This is a genomic window from Hymenobacter volaticus (genome assembly GCF_022921055.1).
In the GTDB taxonomy this organism is placed as follows: domain Bacteria; phylum Bacteroidota; class Bacteroidia; order Cytophagales; family Hymenobacteraceae; genus Hymenobacter; species Hymenobacter volaticus.
In genome coordinates, this window is the sequence record NZ_CP095061.1 from 2,836,391 (window position 1) to 2,855,230 (window position 18,840).

Annotated in this window: 13 protein-coding genes; 11 read left to right on the top strand and 2 right to left on the bottom strand. The window is 56.7% G+C overall.

Annotated elements, in window-relative coordinates; all coding sequences use genetic code 11:
- Positions 1–143 precede the first annotated feature (143 nt).
- From MUN86_RS12350 to MUN86_RS12395, 10 genes are all read left to right on the top strand, one after another.
- Positions 144–650 carry a pyridoxamine 5'-phosphate oxidase family protein gene (locus MUN86_RS12350; protein WP_243794149.1) on the top strand — a complete coding sequence of 169 codons (507 nt, stop codon included), beginning with the start codon at positions 144–146 and terminating at the stop codon, positions 648–650.
- Positions 651–958: 308 nt separating this feature from the next.
- Complete coding sequence (locus MUN86_RS12355; RefSeq protein ID WP_245118175.1) at positions 959–1,678, top strand: spheroidene monooxygenase; 720 nt, start codon at positions 959–961, stop codon at positions 1,676–1,678.
- A 615-nt stretch (positions 1,679–2,293) separates the two neighbouring features.
- Positions 2,294–3,283: a PspA/IM30 family protein gene (locus tag MUN86_RS12360; protein WP_245118176.1), complete on the top strand. Its 990-nt coding sequence runs from the start codon at positions 2,294–2,296 to the stop codon at positions 3,281–3,283.
- A complete protein-coding gene (locus tag MUN86_RS12365) occupies positions 3,258–3,458 on the top strand; it encodes a hypothetical protein (RefSeq protein WP_245118178.1) in 201 nt (66 codons plus the stop codon). Before MUN86_RS12360 ends, MUN86_RS12365 begins: the two co-directional genes overlap by 26 nt.
- A gap of 14 nt (positions 3,459–3,472) precedes the next feature.
- Positions 3,473–5,233 carry an OmpA family protein gene (locus MUN86_RS12370; protein WP_245118179.1) on the top strand — a complete coding sequence of 587 codons (1,761 nt, stop codon included), beginning with the start codon at positions 3,473–3,475 and terminating at the stop codon, positions 5,231–5,233.
- A gap of 190 nt (positions 5,234–5,423) precedes the next feature.
- Entirely contained in the window at positions 5,424–6,200 is a 777-nt protein-coding gene (locus tag MUN86_RS12375; protein ID WP_245118180.1) for an ABC transporter permease, read from the top strand.
- Positions 6,201–6,457: 257 nt separating this feature from the next.
- Positions 6,458–7,285 carry an ATP-binding cassette domain-containing protein gene (locus MUN86_RS12380; RefSeq protein WP_245118181.1) on the top strand — a complete coding sequence of 276 codons (828 nt, stop codon included), beginning with the start codon at positions 6,458–6,460 and terminating at the stop codon, positions 7,283–7,285.
- A gap of 251 nt (positions 7,286–7,536) precedes the next feature.
- Entirely contained in the window at positions 7,537–7,950 is a 414-nt protein-coding gene (locus MUN86_RS12385) for a PH domain-containing protein (protein WP_245118182.1), read from the top strand.
- 213 nt (positions 7,951–8,163) lie between these two features.
- The gene (locus MUN86_RS12390) at positions 8,164–9,525 is read left to right on the top strand and encodes a sigma-54-dependent transcriptional regulator (protein WP_245118183.1); all 1,362 of its coding nucleotides are present in this window, start codon (positions 8,164–8,166) and stop codon (positions 9,523–9,525) included.
- A 238-nt stretch (positions 9,526–9,763) separates the two neighbouring features.
- Positions 9,764–11,545, top strand: a complete 1,782-nt coding sequence (locus MUN86_RS12395) for a sensor histidine kinase (RefSeq protein ID WP_245118184.1) — start codon at positions 9,764–9,766, stop codon at positions 11,543–11,545.
- Between the two features lie 93 nt (positions 11,546–11,638).
- Here MUN86_RS12395 and MUN86_RS12400 read toward each other — a convergent pair whose 3' ends face one another.
- Both MUN86_RS12400 and MUN86_RS12405 read right to left on the bottom strand, forming a co-directional pair.
- A complete protein-coding gene (locus MUN86_RS12400) occupies positions 11,639–12,031 on the bottom strand; it encodes a response regulator (RefSeq protein WP_245118185.1) in 393 nt (130 codons plus the stop codon).
- Positions 12,032–12,111: 80 nt separating this feature from the next.
- Positions 12,112–15,636 carry a PAS domain-containing protein gene (locus MUN86_RS12405; protein WP_245118186.1) on the bottom strand — a complete coding sequence of 1,175 codons (3,525 nt, stop codon included), beginning with the start codon at positions 15,634–15,636 and terminating at the stop codon, positions 12,112–12,114.
- 188 nt (positions 15,637–15,824) lie between these two features.
- Here MUN86_RS12405 and leuS point away from each other — a divergent pair, with 188 nt between their 5' ends.
- The gene (gene leuS, locus MUN86_RS12410; RefSeq protein WP_245118187.1) at positions 15,825–18,608 is read left to right on the top strand and encodes a leucine--tRNA ligase; all 2,784 of its coding nucleotides are present in this window, start codon (positions 15,825–15,827) and stop codon (positions 18,606–18,608) included.
- The last annotated feature ends 232 nt before the right edge of the window (positions 18,609–18,840 follow it).

Here is an 18,840-nt window from a genome sequence, read left to right on the forward strand (position 1 = left end):
TGGACTGCTGCTAGTTGAAGGTAAACTACTTGTTTACACCTACTGCTTAACAAGCAACCATCAACAATCAGCTGCCAAAATAACCTTCGCGGAGCAGAGCCGTATCCCTAAGCTCCAACCTACACTACCAAAACTCTGAAATTATGGCCGAGCAAGTTGCCGTTAGTCACGATGTTACTGAGCTGATCAAGCGCATCAAGGACATCAAGATTGCCATGCTGACTACTGCCGAGCAAGATGGCACCCTTCATAGCCGTCCGATGTACACCCAAGAGCCGCAAAACGACGGCACGCTGTGGTTCTACACCGAAAAGGACTCCGCTAAGATTTTCGAAGTAAAAAAAGATCAGCACGTAAGCCTGAACTATTCCAAGCCAGAGGATAACCTTTACGTGGCCGTTTCCGGCACAGCAACGGTTACCACCAACTCCGAGCTTATCAAGAAATACTGGTCGGAAGGTCTGCGGGCTTGGTTCCCGAATGGTCCAGAGGACCCGAATATCGCCTTGTTGCGTATTGACATTGTGCGGGGCGAGTATTGGGACCAGCCGAGCAACGTACTTGTACGCGCTTTCGGCTATGCAAAAGCCGTAATAACCGGCGAGCGGTACCAGCCCACCGGCGACGAACACACCCAAGTGAAACCCTAAGTAGTTCTGCCCTCCAACGTGAAGCTCTGCTTTCCTGCCTAGCCCTTCGATTTGTGAACTATAGTCGTGCGGCGGGCAACGAAGTAGAGCTTTGTGCTACCAACCCAAACCCACCAACAACCCAACAACAACCCAACCCTAACTGTCTTTCTGAGCTATCTATGAAGGGGCGGAAGCAATTCCGCCCCTTCTTTGTTGTTTTGGAGCATGCGTGATGTGGGGTACACGTTGCTGTTTGTGCCCTACTTCTGTTTGCTCCGCGCTAGCTGATAAAAGCGAAAGCGCGCTTCACATTAAAGCTGCTGCCCTTGCTTACCACTCTTACCTTATTCACGCTTCAGCCTAACCAGAAACGGTGGGGATTGGCTCAAATGGGCACTTCGCCGCCGCAGTTGCAAAAGGTATCCGGCCTGCGCTTTTTCAAGCTGGCGGGTAGCGGCAATGCTAATGGCTTCGGGCTTTGGCCGAATTTGCACCGCTACGGCTTCATGGCCGTTTGGGACTCGGCAGCAGCGGCAGCAGCCTTTTTCCAAGAGCATGCTTTATGGCAGGAATACCGTCAGCGCAGCGTTGAAACCTGGACGCTGGATTTGGCACCGCTGAAGTCGCACGGCCTTTGGGATGGGACGAATCCATTTGACTACGAAACGCCAGACTTAGCTCCCGCCGACAATGCCCCCGTGGCCGTACTAACCCGCGCTTCTATCCGGTGGCAGAAAACCTGGCGCTTCTGGCAATACGTAGCCCCCACCAGCGCCGCCGTAGCCCACGCCGACGGTGTGCGGGCCGCCATTGGCCTCGGCGAGCTTCCCATCATCCGCCAAGCCACGTTCAGCGTGTGGGAATCAGCCCAAAAGATGCAGCAATACGCCTACCGCGACGCTACCCACCGCGAAGTTATCAAGCTCACGCGCCAAGAAAAGTGGTACGGCGAGGAGCTATTTGCCCGCTTCCAGGTGCTGCGCAGCGAGGGCACGTTAGATGGCAAGAACCCGCTGGATATGCCAGAAGTAGCGCCTCCAGCCTGAGTACATTAGACTCTTTGCTGATAACGAGACACTTGCCTTACTACAATGCCCCTTGGAGCTAGCAAGGCTGAAAAGCTAGTTCCCCACCTCAGATGAGGAGGGGTTAGGGGTGGTTGACCAGTCGTGGAACGACACCACCAAAACGTCATGCTGAGCGCAGCCGAAGCATCTTGCGTGCTGACGCTGCCAATACCAATAGCCCGTCATGCTGAGCGCAGTCGAAGCATCTCGCTAGGGTGGTGAACCCTGACGCGTGTGCAACAAGTCGAGCGAGATGCTTCGACAAGCTCAGCATGACAATACCTCTATAACATCAGCAACGACAATCAACTGCCTCTAGCCCCTCCTTATCTATGGAGGGGAACTAGCTTCTAGCTTTAGAAAAGCTGGTTTGTGATGAAATACTAGATAACTAGGTCTTCCCTCACACCCATCCGTTCTGAAAAATACCCTTCCGTTTTGGTAGGGTTTCGAACACCTCTTGATATAGCATCAGGAGGTGTTTTTTATTTTATTATATTGAATATCAAGTATTTAAATGGTATTCAGCAAGAAAAATAGGATGCGGCATTGGTCTTGGATTCTGGCATTCATCACCAATTCACCAACACTCCTATGAACACGCTACTACCTACCGATCAACCGACCAGCTTGCCGAAGTGGCAGCAGCCCGAAAAAGTGGCGGGGTGGGTCTTTCTGGCTGGCCTTGTGGGGGCCGGCGTGTATAGTTGGGGCGTCATCGTGCCCTACCTCGTCGACATTGTGTTCGACACCGTGAAGCTCGGCATTGGGCTTGGGGTGCTGTTTGCCTTGTTTCTGCTGGTCACCAACCAGCGCGTGAAGGCGGGGCTGTGGTACGCCGGGCAGCGCATCTTCCGCACGGCGGCGGGCATCTTCGTCAATACCGACCCCATCGGTATCATGGAAGACTACATCCGCAACACCGAAAAGGAAGCCAAAAACATGGCCGCCGAAGTGGGCCACATCGAGGGTGCCCACGAGCTGGTGAAGCGCAAGCTGACCGACAACCAAAACCAGATGCAGGACTACCTGAACCTGGCTGCCTCCGCTACCCGCCAAGGCGAAAAAGATGCGGCCGACAGCTACGCCTCCCGCGCCGCCCAGCTCCAGGACTACAACCAGCGCCTCACGCCCATGCTCACTACCACGGCCAACGTGAGCCTGGTGATGCGCCAAATCCTGAAAGCCGCCCTGCGCCAAATTGACAACAGCAAGTTCAAAGTAGGCCTGCTGAAAGACGAATACGCCCTGGTAAAACGCACCAGCTCGGGCATGCGGGCCGCCATGAATATCCTGCGCGGCGACCCCGACAAGAAGTACTTCTTCGACCTCGCTACCGACCGGGTGGCCCAGGACATGGCCGCGCAGCTCGGCCAGATCAAGCAGGCCATGCGCTACTCGCAGGAGTTCGTCAAGGAAATGGACATCCAGAACGGCGTGATGAGCGAGAAAGGCCAGCGCCTGCTCGGCATGTACCAGAAAGGTGACTTCAACGCCCTAATCAACGAGAAACCCCAACCGCCGCTTACCACCACGCAAACTCGTCAAGCCACCAACGATGCCTATTCTAGCCTGCTTGATTAGTTTTTTGCTGGTGCGGCTGGTGCTCGTCGGCCTGACTTTCTACCTCCCCGCGGCGCCCCTTAGCCAGGTGCCTCACGCGCCAACCTCGGCGGCGCACGCCCACTTCACTTTCCCTGCATCAGCTTCGAAAGCTGCTCCCCTAGCGGCATGGAAACCCGCTCTTCCCCAATTCTAACTCCTTCAAAAATCATGACTACTCGCGGTAAAATTGTAATTGGCCTTCTCCTAGTAATTGGCCTGTATTTTGGCATCAATAAAGTGGTTTCCAGCGGGGCCGTGTTCAAGAAAGCCGACACGCAGTCGGTTTTGCTCAACTCCATTGAGCTGCCTACCACCGCCAGCAACGGCAACCGAGCCAACATTGCGGTGCCACTGGCCGACCTGCCCGGCACCACGCCCGCCGAAAAGGGCACGCCCATCACGTGGGAAGTAATGGCCTGGAACTCGCAAATGGCTGGTATGCTGGCCAACGGCGGCCCCCGCACCACCCAGGGCTCGGCCATGGCTGCCAACGGCGTTGACCTTCAGATTATGCGCCAAGACGACGTAACCAAAATGCAGGCCGACCTGGTGAAAAATGCCGCCGACCTCGACGCCAACCCCAGCACGCCCGGCCTGATTGTGAGCATCATGGGCGACGGACTGCCCGGCTTCTCGGCGGTGCAGGAGCAGCTTAAGAAAGTGGGCACTCAGCTTCAAATCATCCCCTACTCAGTAGGCAAATCGTTCGGCGAAGACAAGCTGATGGGCCCGAAAGAGTGGCTCGACAACCCCAAGCTGGCCGTGGGCAAAACCATTGCCTGCTACCTGCGCGACGGTGACCAGAACATTGCCCTGAAGTGGTGCGCCGACAACGGCCTTAAAGTCAACCCCGACGAAACCACCTACGACCCCGAAGCCGTGAACTTCCTATCGGCCTCTGATTTCCTGGTGGCCGCCGAAAAGTACATCGTTGGCAAGCCCGAGCAGCGCACCAAAGTGGTAAACGGCAAAAACACCGGCGTGAAAATCGACGTGGTAGCCGACGCAGTAGCCACCTGGACGCCCGGCGACGTGAACATCGCCAAGCAGAAAGGTGGCCTGGTGAGCATCGTGTCCACCAAAGACTACTCCAACCAGATGCCCAACATCATGGTGACCACCAAGCGCTGGTACGACGCCCACCAGAAGGAAGTGGCAGGCCTGATGACCGCCTTCGCCGTGGCTGGCGACCAAGTGAAGTCGCACCCCGAGGCGCTGAAGCGGGCTGCTGACATTTCGGCCGACGTGTACGCCGACAAAGATAAAAACGGCGCCTACTGGCTGAAGTACTACAAGGGCGTGAGCGAAGCCGACCGTACTGGCGAAGTGGTGGAACTCGGGGGCAGCAAGGCCTTCAACTTCGCCGACAACCTGGCCTTGTTCGGCCTCGAAGAAGGCGGCACCAACATCTACGCGTCCGTCTACAAAACCTTCGGCGACGTACAAAGCAAGCTCTACCCCAAGGAGTTGCCCAGCTACGTACCCCTCGACCAGATGCTGGACCTCAGCTTGCTAAAGAACATGCAGGCCCAGTACAAAGGCAAAGCCGTAGCCCCCGCCGACCAACAAAAGTTTGCCGCCGACGATGAAATCCGCCGCAACGTGAGCAAGCGGGCTTGGAACATCGAGTTCAACACCGGCCAAAGTTCCTTCACGCCCGCCGCCGAGCGTGAACTCAGCCAGCTCTTTGACGACTTGATAGTAGCCGGCAACCTGAAAGTAGCCGTGCACGGCCACACCGACAACGTCGGCGACCCGCAAAAAAACCAGCAGCTCTCCGAAGACCGCGCCATGGCCGTGCGCGAGTGGCTGCAACAGAAAAGCACTAGCGCCTTCCCCGAAGGCCGCGTGCAAGTCTACGCCCACGGCGCCACCGAACCTGTCGAAAGCAATGCCACCCCACCGGCAAAGCCAAGAACCGCCGGGTAGAAGTGGTATTGGGCAACTAAGTGGACCTCACCCCCCGGCCCCCTCTGCTCAGGGAGAGGGGGAGCAACGGCGGTCTTGACTCTACATGAAAACTTGTCTTATCTGATTCGCATAAACCATTCACATCTAAAAAGCCTTCGTCAGGCTCCCCCTCTCCCTGAGGAGAGGGGGCCGGGGGTGAGGTTGACCTATGAAAAATCTATTCATCCCGAATGCCCAGCCGCGCCAGCCGGTTTTCCTGACCATGGTGGCGTGTCAAGCGCTGGTGCTGTTGGTGCTGTGGCTGCTGTATCCGCTCAAGCTGTTCCCAACGCTCGGCGAGGTGCTGACAGCGTTTCAGGATCTGGTGCGCACGCAAGGGCTGATTCAGGAACTGTGGGCCAGCTTGGCAACGGCCATTCAGGCAGTGGGCATAGCGACGGTGCTGGCCCTGTTCATCTCCTACCTCACGGCGCTGCCGTTCTTTCGGCCCCTGGCCTACGCCGCCACCAAGCTACGCTACCTTACCCTCACGGGCCTCACGTTTTTCATGGCCCTGATGCTTAGCTCCGGCCACCAAGTGAAGCTGTCGGTGCTGGTGTTCGGGGCCACGGTGTACTTTGTAACGGGTATGACCAGCGTGATTCTGACCACCACGCAGGAGGAAATGGACCACGCCCGCACCCTCGGCATGAGCGAGTGGCGCAGCTTTTTCGAGGTGATTGTGCTCGGCAAGCTCGATGACATGCTGGAGGTGGTCCGCCAAAACTTCGCCATCATCTGGACCATGATTACTCTGGTCGAGACGCTCTACCAGTCGGAAGGCGGTATCGGGCTCCTGCTCTACAAGCAAAACCGCTACCTGCACCTGGCCGGCGTCGTGTCCATTCAGCTAGTTATTCTGGCCGTGGGCGCGTTGCAAGACTACCTGTTCGTCCTCCTGCGCCGCGTGTTTTTCCCCTACTCCGAACTGACTACGGCGAGGTAGTTGAATTCAAAAGCCCGTCCTGCTGAGCATGTGGCACATTAAGATAGGGAGGCAACGAGGCTGAATCTCCAGCGTGCTCACGTTGCCAAACTATATCCGTCATGCTGAGCTTGCCGAAGCATCTCGCTCGACTCGTTGAGTTAGCATGGCAACGTCAGCACGCGAGATGCTTCGGCAAGCTCAGCATGACAGGTGCGAGTTGTTCAACGGCTCCAGTATTAATCACTCACCAGTTCACAACTCACCAAATCACCTCCGTGACTCCTCTACCCTACAACTACAAAGAACCGGTACTTACGCTGCAAGGCGTATCGATGACGTTCAACGGGGAAGTTGTTTTGCGCGACATCAATGCACAGGTCCTCGACGTGACTCGACCAGGCATGAACCAGGGGCAGGTCGTGGGGTTCTACGGCCGCTCCGGCATCGGCAAATCGGTGCTGTGCCGCATCATGGCCGGGCTGCTGGCCCCGAGTAGCGGCACGGTGCACGTGGGCGTCAATCAGTTGCCGGTACGGCCGGGCATGGTGGGCCTCGTGCAGCAGCGCTACCCCCTCTTCGACCACCGTACCCTCCACGACAACCTACTAGTGGCCGCCCTCCGCAAACACACACCCGATGAAGCGCAACGCCAAGTAACTTCCTACCTCGACCGGTTTTGCCTCACGCCGCACCGCAAGAAATACCCGGCGCACCTCTCGGGCGGCCAACGCCAGCGCGCCGCCATTGCCCAACAACTGCTCTGCTCCGAGCACCTCATCCTGCTCGACGAGCCCTTTTCCGGCCTCGATGTGGCCATGATCGACGAGGTCAAGAAAATTATCCTCGAAGTCACGACCATGGACGAGCTCAACACCGTCGTCATCGTCTCCCACGACATTGCCACCACCACCGCCCTCGCCGACCGGTTGTGGCTGCTCGGCTACGAGCGTGACGCCACCGGCCAGCTCATCCCCGGCGCCACCATCACCCAACAGCACCAATACAACCTCGCCGAAATGGGTTTAGCCTGGCACAAAAACGTGGAAGCCGAACCCGAATTCGCGCAGTTCGTCGAGCACATCAAAGATGAAATTCGCTTGTAGCTAGGCTAAGGCCTGAGGTAGGTGCTGCTTTAGCTGACACCCTATTCCTAGCGTCCGAACACGAAGTGCAGTACCGGACCGATAAGACTGAATATGATGCATCCTATGAATAGGTAACGCTCTTCTTTCTCGTTTTCAGGAGTCGAATACATAGGTTTGGGCTTGTTAATAACGATTCAAATTGGGTGGAGCGCCAAAGTAGTTAGAAGAGCAAATTTCCTGTGTACATAGGGCAGCAAAACTCGAAGATTATGAAAGTCTATAAATCTAAAATTGGCGTTGAACTGGTAGCGTTTCTCTCGCTCGTGCTCGGTGGAGTTGCCTTGTTGCTAGCCTACAAAGGTCATTGGCTAGGCCTTCTCTTTGTGCTACCAGAGGCCGCATTCATAATGTATCTATTTATGAATACGTACTACACGGTGGATGGGAAGACCTTAAAAATCAAAGCTGGTATACTATTCAACAGCTCAGTTGATATTGACACAATTAGGAAAATAGCAGAAACGAATAACCTGCTCAGTTCTCCGGCCGCTTCCCTTGATAGGCTAGAAATTGAATACGGCCGGTTTGACAGCGTGCTTATCTCACCTAAAGACAAGCAGGGCTTCATAAGCCATATGCTCGCCATTAACCCCAACATTGAGGTTCAATACAAAGCGAAATAATTAAAACTAGCGGCTTCCACCACGCGCTAGTTGCTTGAATGCATAGTGCAGACCTAAAGTGCTTGTAATCTTATAGTAGGTTGCTGTCCTGCTCCCGCCGGAGCTGCTACTACACCTTGGCTTTTCGCAAGCAAATCGGCTTTGTCTGTTGGGTAAGCTACGCCTTAGTTGCGCTTCCTGTATTTTCAGCCTTCTATTTCCTTTCCCTTAATCATGCCCTCTGGAACACTTCTACTCATTGACGACGAACCGCGCTTGCGCCAACTCTTGGCGCGGGTCTTGGAACTGGAAGGCTACACGATTCTGCAAGCCCCCGACGCCCGGCGCGGCCTAGAACTGCTGGAACAACACGCCGCCGATGTGTTGGTGGTAGTATCCGATGTGAAGCTGCCTGATGCCAACGGCGTAGAGTTGCTGCCACGCCTCAAGGCCAAAGCGCCCGACATGGAAGTGATTTTGCTCACCGCCTTTGGCACCATTCCCGATGGCGTGAAAGCCATGAAGCAGGGCGCCTTCGACTACCTCACCAAAGGCGACTTCGAGCAGCAATTGGTGGTGGTAGTGGACCGGGCCGCCGAAAAAGCGCGCCTGCGCCGCCGGGTGGCCGAGTTGGAGCGCAAGATGGGCCAGCGGCACAGCTTCAGCTCCATGATTGGCTCGTCGGGGGCGCTGCGGCGGGCCCAGACCATGGGCGAGCAGGTGGCCGTAACGGATAGCACCGTGCTGCTGGAAGGGCCCACAGGTTCGGGCAAGGAACTGTTTGCGCAAGCCATTCACGAGGCGAGTCCGCGCAAGTCGAAGGCGTTTGTGGCGGTGAATTGCAGCGCGTTTCCGCGGGAACTGTTGGAATCGGAGCTATTTGGGTACAAGAAGGGCGCGTTTACGGGGGCGCTGGCCGATAAGAAAGGCTTGCTGGAAGAAGCCAACGGCGGCACCTTGTTTCTCGATGAAATCGGAGAATTGGAGCTGAACGTGCAAGCCAAGTTCCTCAGGGTGCTGGAGTTGCAGCAATTCACCAAGCTCGGCGACACCAAACCCACCAACGTGAACGTGCGCCTGGTAGCCGCCACCAACCGCAACCTCAAGCAGGAAGCCGCCGAAGGCCGTTTCCGCCCCGATTTATACTACCGGCTCTCGGTGTTCACCATCAACGTGCCGCCGCTAAAAGACCGGCCCACCGACGTACCTGCCCTGGCCGAGTACTTTCTACAATACTTCGCCGCCAAGCTCTGCAAGCGCCTGCCCAGCCTTGATGTGGAATGCCTGCGCCTGCTCCAACAATACCCCTGGCCCGGCAATGTGCGCGAGCTGAAAAACGTGCTGGAACGCGCTGCCATCCTCGCCCCCGCCGACCAGCCCCTAGCCGCCGCCTACCTCCCCGACGAGTTCCACGCCCCGCCCGCCCCGCTCAGCCTTACCGATGCCAACCCCGACGATAATAGCCTCCGCACCGTGGAAGCCCGCCACATTCAACTGCTGCTCCACCGCACCCAAGGCAACAAAACCGAAGCCGCCCGCCAGCTCGGTATCGGCCTGACTACGCTCTACCGCAAAGTGCAGGAGTACGGCCTGTAACGCCTAGCCAACGCTTAGTTAACGCATAGTCTACCTCTACCCACGTGTGTCATGCTGAGCGCAGCCGAAGCATCTCGCTAGTGTGGTACCCCCTTTTGTCGTCGCAACGACTCGCGCGAGATGCTTCGACAAGCTCAGCATGACGGTCTATCAAGGTTTCTAAGATTTCAAGTAAAATCTCTTAACAGACACTCGTTCGGTTGAACGCCAATTTAAAGTTGGTGTTACTTTTCGTTCCATGACCTTAAAAACCAAAATCCGCCTCAGCATCCTGACCATGTTGGTGTTGCTGCTGGCGTTGGGCGGATACGCATTTCAAACGATTCAGCGGCTGGAAGGCGGCGCGCGTGGGGTACAGCAAGCCAACTTCAACTCGGTGGAATATGGCCTTCAGATGCTGCAGGCCGTGGAGCAACTCGAGCAACAGCCCGCAGCTGCCGCGCCACTAGAGCAGTTTCGGCGGGCCCTTACCCGCGAAGCCGCTAACATCACCGAACGGGGTGAATTAGAATTAGTGGACACGCTCACCCAACACCTAGCGGATTACCAAACCCTGGTGGATGAGCAGGCCCCGCTGGTAGAACAGCAACGCAAGCTGCGTCAGCTGCAAGCCGAGATTCACCGCGCCGTTGACCTCAATACTGTTTCCTTTAACGCCAAAACGCAGTCTGCTACCACTAACGCTGCCCGCGCCCTGCAGATGGTGTTGATCTTCGTTAGCCTAAGCGCAGCCATTGGCTTGGCTCTGATTGTGCGGCTACCGCGAGAAGTGCTGCGCCCCTTGCGCCGCCTCACCGCCGACGTAGAAGACGTAGCCAGCCCCGGCCCCACCAACTTGGTACCCATTGCCAAAAACGATGAAGTAGGCGCCGTGGCCCTCGCCCTAAACCGCGCGTTCGGTTACATGCAAGACCAGCGCAGTGCCACCCGCATAGCCCTAGCTACCGAGCGCAACCGCCTGGAAAGCCTGGTCGAGCACCTTGATGAAGGCTTGCTGCTATTAGATGAAAGTGGCTGCGTACTACTGGCCAATCCGACGGCCCGGCGCCTGCTCGACCGCCCCGCCGCCGACCTGGTGGGCCGCAAGGCCGAGGACCTTAGCCGCGAATCAGAATTGCTGCACACGCTATTTCAACCGCTGCTGGAGCCAGTCACTAAATCAGCTGATAGTGGTGCGCAGCCGCCGCTGCTCACGTTTCGGCAGCAGGGCGAGGACGTGTATTACCGGCTTACAGCCAGCCATATCGTATCGTTCAACAAGGAGCTGCGGCAGACCGAGTTTGCGGGCCACATTTTATCGTTGCGCAATGTTTCGGAGTTCAAGAAGCTAGATGAAATCAAGTCCAACTTCCTGGCCACCGTATCGCACGAGCTGAAAACGCCACTGGCTAGTATCAACCTCAGCCTTATGCTCCTGCAAGACGAGCGCACCGACCCCGAAGAACGCCTGCGCATCGCCGACGGCATCCGGGAGGAAACCACCCGCCTGTTGGGCATGGTGGGTCAGCTCATCGACGTTTCGCGGCTCGATGCCGGGGCCGGCATCAAGCTCGATGTGCGCTCCGTGGCACTGGCCGACGTGGTGGAATACGCCGTAGACACCGTGCAGCCGCAACTCCAAGACAAGGAACTGTGCCTGGAAACCAACCTGCCACCCACCCTACCCGCCGCCCGCGCCGACCTCGAAAAAACCACGTGGGTGCTCATCAACCTGCTCGCCAACGCCATTCGTTACTCGCCCCGCGGTGCCCGCCTGACGGTGCAAGCCACCCAACTACCCGGCCACGAACTACAAGTGAGCGTGCAGGACTACGGCCCCGGCATCCCAGCTGAGTACCACGAGCGAATTTTTCAGCGCTTCGCCGAAGTACCTAACCCCGCTGGCCACAAAGGCGGTTCCGGCCTCGGCCTTAGTATCTCCCGCGAGTTCATCAGCACCCAGGGCGGGCGGCTATGGGTGGAAAGCTCCCCTGGCACCGGCAGCCGCTTCCTATTCACGCTTCCAGCAGAGAGTAATTGAGCAGAAAAGGAAAGAAGCCATAAAACACCGGGCTTCGATAAGCGGACACTAGATCAAGCAGACGTTTTCCCCTTTGGCTGGCTCCGCTTCTGGCTACAAATGCCGTTGAAAGTGCATTTGCAGAATGGTATCGACTTTTTCTTTGGTGAGAGGCTTGTTAACTAGGCCGGCAATGGGCAGTTCCTGCACCCGCTCTAGGTCGCGAGAGTGCAGGGATGTTGTGAGCATCACCACCACAATGGCCTGCCGTTGCTCCTGAGGCAGCTGGACGTAAGATTCCAAAAACTCGATGCCGTTCATGACGGGCATGTTCACGTCGAGCTGAATAAGGGAGGGACTAGCTTGGTTGAGGGTGGTAAGGGCTTCCCGGCCGTTTTGAGCGATGAGCAACTGGTCGGCAACACCCAAGCTTTTCAGTAATAGCTCGTTAAGAAAGTTGGTCGTTGAATCGTCATCAACTAAAAGAATACTCGGAAGCTTATCCATATACAAACAACTGTACCGAAAGTAGAAACCAGCAGCCCACCACAAACTGAGCCGAGCGGTACACTCATCTGTATACGTGTTTAACAGGGAAAAGAGACGGTAAACGTTGAGCCAACGCCCGGCTCACTTTCCACCTGAATATTCCCGCCCGCATTCTCGACCATGCGCTTCACCATGTAAAGCCCGATACCCGTGCCTTCTACGTGGTCGTGGAGGCGCTGAAACATGCCGAAAAGCCGTACTTGCTGGGCCGTATCCAGCCCGAGGCCATTGTCCTGCACTTCCAGTTTGGCGTAACCGTCGACTTGCCGGCAGCGGATGCACACCCTGGGCTGGCGGTTGGGGTGCCGGTACTTGAGAGCGTTGCTGAGCAGGTTGTAGACTACGCTACGCAGGTTTTTCTGGGAAAACGAGATGGTAGGACACTGGTTTACGTCTACTTCCAACTGCGCCTTTGTCGATTCCAGCAACGGGGCCAAATCCAGACGCACCTCCTCCACGATAGCCACTAGATCCACAGACTGATGGAGTTGCACATGCTCTTTTTGCAGCTTCGTGAGGTCGGTTAGGTGGTCGATAGTTTTCTGGAAACGCTCCACCGACCCTTGCATCATTTGCAGGATGGCCAGCACCTGCGTATCGGTGGCACTGGCTTCGGGTAGCTGCTGCGCGAGGGCGTGCAACAGGCCTTCGATATTGGCAATGGGAGCCCGCAGGTCGTGCGAAGCCGTGTAGATAAAGTTGTCGAGGTCGACGTTGGTGCGGATGAGTTGCTGGTTAGTATCCAACAGTTCTTCGTTGGTGGCTTGCAGTTCCTCGTTGATGACGGCTAGCTCCTCGTTTAGCTCTTCCACTTGCTGCCGGCCCAGCACCTGGTCGGTGATGTCGGCCACCATAGAATAGAACCCTATTACGTGGCCATCTTGAATTTCGGGCACGTAGCTGGTGCGGATGTAGCGAATGAAATCGTCGCGGTACGGCATCCGCGCTTCGAAATCGAGCCGCTCTCCGGCCAAGGCCCGGGCGATGTAGGGTTGGACGCCATTGTAGGCCTTTGCGCCGAGCAGTTCGCGGGCCGACTGGCCCAAAAACTCTGCTGGATCCCGCTTAAACCAGACCTCGTATCCGCGGTTCACAAACTGGTATCTTTCTTCCTGGTCGATGTACCCGATAAGTACGGGCAAGGCATCGGTAATGAGCTGAAGCCGCCGCTGGTTTTGCTCGCGCTGCTGGCGCGCCCGCACCTGCTCGCCCACTTCATAGGCAAACACCGAAACCCCCACTATTTCCCCTTTTTCGCGGAAGGCTTGGTACGTGAAATTGAAGTAATTGACCTTGGGAGGAAGGTCGCCCGGCTGGTCGATGACGAGTTGCAGTTCGTTGCCGTAGAAGGTTTCACCGGTGTTGTACACCTTGTCGAGCAAGGCCACAAACCCCTGGGCCAGCGCATCAGGCTGGATTTCGGCAATGGTACGGCCGTGCATTTCACGACCTGGAAACAGCTGTTGGTACGCTTCGTTGTGGTATTCGACGCGGTGTTGGGGCCCGCGCAGCAACACAATACAGGCCGGCGTCTGCTCGAACACCTGGTAATAACTTTCGCGCTCCTGCACAATGCGCTGCATCCCGGCTAACACCTCGGCTTGCAAAGCATCGGCCCGCTGGCGGTCTAGCACCTGCTCTGTTACTTCGAAGGCGAACACCAGTATTCCGTCTATTTGGCCGTGCTCGTTGTAGCGGGCCTGCTGGATGTAGTTGAAATACCGGTCTTCCAGTTCTCCGTTCTCGGAGCGCCGCATCGGCACCAGCAGAACCGGCTCCTGGTGCGTTTCGCCGGTTTGGTATACTTCAAGAAGCGTTTTGTGCACCCTATGGCCTGCTATTTCCGGCATGGCCTCCAATATGGGTCTGTCTTGCAGTTCCCTTTCCGGAAACAGCCGCTGGTATTCTGGATTGACGAGTTCAAATACCAGATCAGGACCATCTAACACGCAGATAGCTGCTGGCGCCTGCATAAAGAACCGTTCCAGGCGGGCCTGCTGCCGCTCTGCCTCTTTCTGCGCCTGTTGTGCTTCCTGGGTCCGCTCTACCACGCGGTTCTCCAGGTCGATGTTGAGTTCGAGCAGGGCCTGCTCGGTGAGTTGCAACTCGGCTACATTGGCTCTGATTTCATCGTTGGCCACAAACAGTTCTTCATTGGCACTCGCCAGCTCTTGGTTTAGCTGCTCTACCTGCTGCCGGCTTTGCTCCACCTGCCGCCGAATCTGCACCTGTTCGGTCACGTCGTAGGCAAAGTTGAGGATGCCGTTGACGGTTCCATCTGCATTGCGCAAGGCTTGCAGAAACAAGTTGAAATAACGCTGCTCTAGCTGGCCGGTATTGGTGATATAAACCCAGGTTTCGATTTCAACCCCGTTGAACGGCTCCCCCGTCTGATATACTTGGTCAAACAACTCAAAGAAATGCTGCCCTTCCAATTCGGGCATCGCCTCGCGGAACGTTCGGCCCTGCAGGCTACGCCCCGGAAACAACTGCTGATAGGGCGGATTAACGAGTTGGTAAACGTGGTCGGGGCCGTGAAAGGTAGCGATACTGGCCGGTAGCTGCTCCAAAACGTCGTGGAGGCGCTGCCGCTGCGTCTCGGCTTCCTCCTGCGCCTGCTCTGCCGCACGCACAGTGGTTAGCAACGCTTGATTGGCGGCTTCCAGTTGCTGGTTGAGTTGTTGGAGTTGCGCCTCGTTGCGCTCGATGCCCTGGCGGGCTACTACCTGCGTGGTTACTTCGTAGGCAAACACCAAAATTCCATCAATGCCCCCTTCTAGGTTGCAGATGGCTTGGTAGATGAAGTTGTAATAGTTTTCGCCGAGGCCACCCGAGTTATCATGATCGAGCTGCACCAGCATTTCGTGGGCGTAAAACGTTTCCCCGGTGTTGTACACGTTGTCGAGCAAGCCGAAAATGGGCTGCCCGGCCAGTTCCGGCATGGCCACCGCAATGGGCTTACCCAGCAACGGCCGCTCCCCTACCAACTGCTGATAAAGCGGATTGACCAGCTTAAACACGTGCTCCGGTCCCTCGAAAATGCAAATCATGGCCGGAGCCTGCATAAAAATATTATGCAGTTGCTGACGCTGAAGCTCCGCATCAGCGCGGGACGCTTGCTCGCGGGCCTGACTTTCGCGCAGGGCCTGCTCTACAGAAGAACGGTCTTGGTCGGAAGTATCGGAAAAACTAACCACCAGCAGGGACCCGCTGCGCTGGGCGGCCAGATGAAAATAATTATCGAGTCGGTCGTGCTGATAGTTTACGTTGTACTGGCCCGCTTTACCAGTTTCGAAGCTGGTACAATAAAAATCGAAGATGCCAGCGTCCTTCGCATTCGGATACAAGGTCAGAAACGTTTGCTCGGGTCGTTCGGGTAGCTGTAGCATCCGCTGAGCCGCCGGGTTGAGGCGCACATAGGCTAGGTCCGTAATTGTCTGACCATCGGGCGCATACACGGGCTGGAATAAAATAAATCCCGTCAAGGACACCTCCATCAGAACGTGCATCAGCTCGTCGGGCGCAGATAATTCAGCGGGTAGCGGAATAGTAGGATCGGGCATAGTGAGAACATAGAAAGCCAGCTAATAAGCTCGGCAGACGACGTACGGGCGAGAAAGTTACCAGTGTAAATACAATATCTGGGAGAAGAATACAACCGCGAAGCGCGCTTCAGTGTTTGGAATTAGCCCTTCCCGGCAATTCGCCGTAATTTCGCGGTCCAAGAACTTATTGGACCAACTTAACATCCATGCCCGGTTACAGTCCCCAGGAAATCGAGAAGAAGTGGCAGGCCCACTGGCAAGCAAACCATACGTTTAAGGCGGATAACAGCTCCAACAAGCCGAAATTCTACGCGCTGGACATGTTTCCGTACCCCAGCGGCGCGGGTCTGCACGTTGGGCACCCGCTCGGCTACATTGCCTCCGACATTGTATCACGCTACAAGCGCCTGCGCGGCTACAACGTGCTGCACCCCATGGGCTTCGACTCGTTTGGGTTGCCGGCCGAGCAGTACGCCATCCAAACCGGCCAGCATCCTGCCCTCACCACCGAAAAAAACATCGATACCTACATTCGGCAGCTTAGCTCGCTGGGGTTCAGCTACGATTGGAGCCGCGAAATCCGTACCTCCGACCCGGCCTACTACAAATGGACGCAGTGGATTTTCCTGAAGCTGTTCAATAGCTGGTACAACCTCGACACCAACCGCGCCGAGCCCCTCAAAACCCTGCTCGACAAGTTCGCCGAGAACGGCAGCCAAGGCATCCGCGCGGCCGGCGACGACGAGGAGCGGCACGATTTCACAGCCGGTCAGTGGCAGATGATGAGCGAAAAGCAGCGCCTCACGGCCGTGCATCCTTACCGCCTCGCCTACCAGCAAGACACCTTCGTGAACTGGTGCGCCGGCCTGGGTACGGTGCTATCCAACGACGAAGTGAAAGATGGCCTCTCGGAGCGCGGCGGCTTCCCCGTGGAACGCCGCCTGATGCCACAGTGGAATTTGCGCATCACCGCCTACGCCGACCGCCTGCTCCAGGGTCTCGACACACTGGACTGGCCCGATGCCGTAAAGGAAATGCAGCGCAACTGGATTGGCCGCAGCATTGGGGCCGAAGTAACGTTCCCGGTGCAACACCACGCCAGCGCCCAAATCAAGGTGTACACCACCCGCGTGGATACTATTTATGGGGCTACGTTCCTGGTATTGGCGCCCGAGCATGAGTTGGTGAAAGAACTGACCACACCAGAGCAGCAGCAAACCATTACCGACTATATCGACGCGACCAAGCGCCGCTCGGAGCGCGACCGGATGGCCGACGTAAAGGCCGTTTCGGGTGCTTTCACGGGGGCGTATGCTCTCAATCCGGTGTCGGGTGAGCCCGTGCCGATCTGGATTGCCGATTACGTGCTGGCAGGCTACGGCACCGGCGCCGTGATGGCCGTACCTTCCGGCGACCAGCGCGACTACCTGTTTGCCAAGCACTTCGACCTACCCATCGTGCAGGTAACCGACGCCCAGCAAGGCCTCGATGAGCAAGCCGACCCGACCAAGGAAGGACGCTACATCAATTCCGGCATCATCGACGGGCTCGGCTACAAAGAAGCTACTGCCAAGCTCATTGCCTTCCTCGAAGAAAAGGGTCTCGGCAAAGGCAAAACCAACTTCCGCATCCGCGACGCCATTTTTGGCCGCCAGCGCTATTGGGGCGAGCCGATTCCGATCTACTACAAAGACGGCGTGGCCTACGGCGTAGCCGAAGCCGATTTGCCGCTGGTGCTGCCCGAAATCGACGAGTACAAGCCCACCGAAACCGGCGAGCCGCCCCTTGGCCGCGCCAAAGACTGGAAGTATAAAGGCCAGTACGACTACGAACTCAGCACCATGCCCGGCTGGGCCGGCTCTAGCTGGTACTACCTCCGCTACATGGACCCGCACAACGCCGAGCGTTTCGTGGGCGAGGAAGCGGAAAAGTACTGGCAGAATGTGGACCTCTACCTCGGCGGCGCCGAACACGCTACCGGTCACCTCCTCTACTCCCGCTTCTGGCACCTCTTCCTCAAGGATTTGGGCCTCGTGTCAGCGCCCGAGCCGTTCCAGAAGCTCATCAACCAGGGCATGATCTTGGGCCGCTCGAACTTTGTGTACCGCATCAACGGCACCAACACGTTCGTAACACTCGGCAAGAAAGACCAGCACCAAACCACCGCCCTGCACGTCGACGTGAACATCGTGCACAACGATGTACTCGATACCGAAGCCTTCAAAAAGTCGCGTCCTGACTATGCTAGTGCTGAATTCATTCTGGAGGATGATGGACGCTACGTGAGTGGTTGGGAAGTCGAGAAGATGTCGAAGGCCAAATTCAACGTGGTCAACCCCGACGTGCTGGTAAGCCAGTACGGGGCCGATGCGTTGCGCGTGTACGAAATGTTCTTGGGGCCGCTGGAGCAGTTCAAGCCGTGGAACACCAACGGTATGAGCGGCGTGGGCGGCTTCCTCAAGAAGTTCTGGCGCCTCTACCACCCTGTCGATGGTGCCTTTGCCGTGACCGACGAAGCTCCGAAACCTGCGGAACTGAAGGCGCTGCACAAGGCCATCAAAAAAGTGGAAGAAGATATCGAGCGGTTCAGCTTCAACACCACCGTTAGTGCCCTGATGATTACGGTGAACGAGCTAACGGCCCTCGAATGCCACAAACGCGCCATTTTGGAGCCGCTAGTGGTTATCCTTTCGCCCTACGCGCCGCACTTGGCCGAGGAGTTGTGGCAGTTGCTCGGCCACGAGGCCGGTAGCATCAGTTCGGCTACGTATCCGGAGTTCAAAGAAGAATTCCTGGTGGAAGATACCGTCAATTACCCGGTGGCCATCAACGGCAAAGTGCGCGAGCAGCTCCAATTTGCCGCCACCGCCACCGCCGCCGACATCGAGGCCGCTGTATTAGGCTCCGACTTCCTGGCCCGCTTCGGCGACGGCAAAACCGCCAAGAAAGTCATTGTCGTGCCTGGCCGCATGGTGAACGTGGTGGTATAAGTGCTACCTAAAAAGAACGGACATGCTGAGCGGAGTCGAAGCATCTCGTGTGCTGACACTAGAGTAGTAATCAGACATCAGCATGCGAAATGCTTCGGCAAGCTCAGCATGACTGTTCTACTAGAATAGTTAGATAGAAAAGTTTCACAAAAAAGCCCGCTGTAAGTATCCAGCGGGCTTTTTTGTGAAATACAACTAAGTAGTTGTTGCATGTAGTTTCAACCGATCAGCA

What these genes read in the sequence shown, in the direction of transcription:
- MUN86_RS12350 (WP_243794149.1), top strand. Translation starts at nt 144, where the DNA reads ATGGCCGAGCAAGTTGCCGTTAGTCACGATGTTACTGAGCTGATCAAG.
- MUN86_RS12360 (WP_245118176.1), top strand. Translation starts at nt 2,294, where the DNA reads ATGAACACGCTACTACCTACCGATCAACCGACCAGCTTGCCGAAGTGG.
- MUN86_RS12365 (WP_245118178.1), top strand. Translation starts at nt 3,258, where the DNA reads ATGCCTATTCTAGCCTGCTTGATTAGTTTTTTGCTGGTGCGGCTGGTG.
- MUN86_RS12370 (WP_245118179.1), top strand. Translation starts at nt 3,473, where the DNA reads ATGACTACTCGCGGTAAAATTGTAATTGGCCTTCTCCTAGTAATTGGC.
- MUN86_RS12375 (WP_245118180.1), top strand. Translation starts at nt 5,424, where the DNA reads ATGAAAAATCTATTCATCCCGAATGCCCAGCCGCGCCAGCCGGTTTTC.
- MUN86_RS12385 (WP_245118182.1), top strand. Translation starts at nt 7,537, where the DNA reads ATGAAAGTCTATAAATCTAAAATTGGCGTTGAACTGGTAGCGTTTCTC.
- MUN86_RS12390 (WP_245118183.1), top strand. Translation starts at nt 8,164, where the DNA reads ATGCCCTCTGGAACACTTCTACTCATTGACGACGAACCGCGCTTGCGC.
- MUN86_RS12395 (WP_245118184.1), top strand. Translation starts at nt 9,764, where the DNA reads ATGACCTTAAAAACCAAAATCCGCCTCAGCATCCTGACCATGTTGGTG.
- MUN86_RS12400 (WP_245118185.1), bottom strand. Translation starts at nt 12,031, where the DNA reads ATGGATAAGCTTCCGAGTATTCTTTTAGTTGATGACGATTCAACGACC.
- MUN86_RS12405 (WP_245118186.1), bottom strand. Translation starts at nt 15,636, where the DNA reads ATGCCCGATCCTACTATTCCGCTACCCGCTGAATTATCTGCGCCCGAC.
- leuS (WP_245118187.1), top strand. Translation starts at nt 15,825, where the DNA reads ATGCCCGGTTACAGTCCCCAGGAAATCGAGAAGAAGTGGCAGGCCCAC.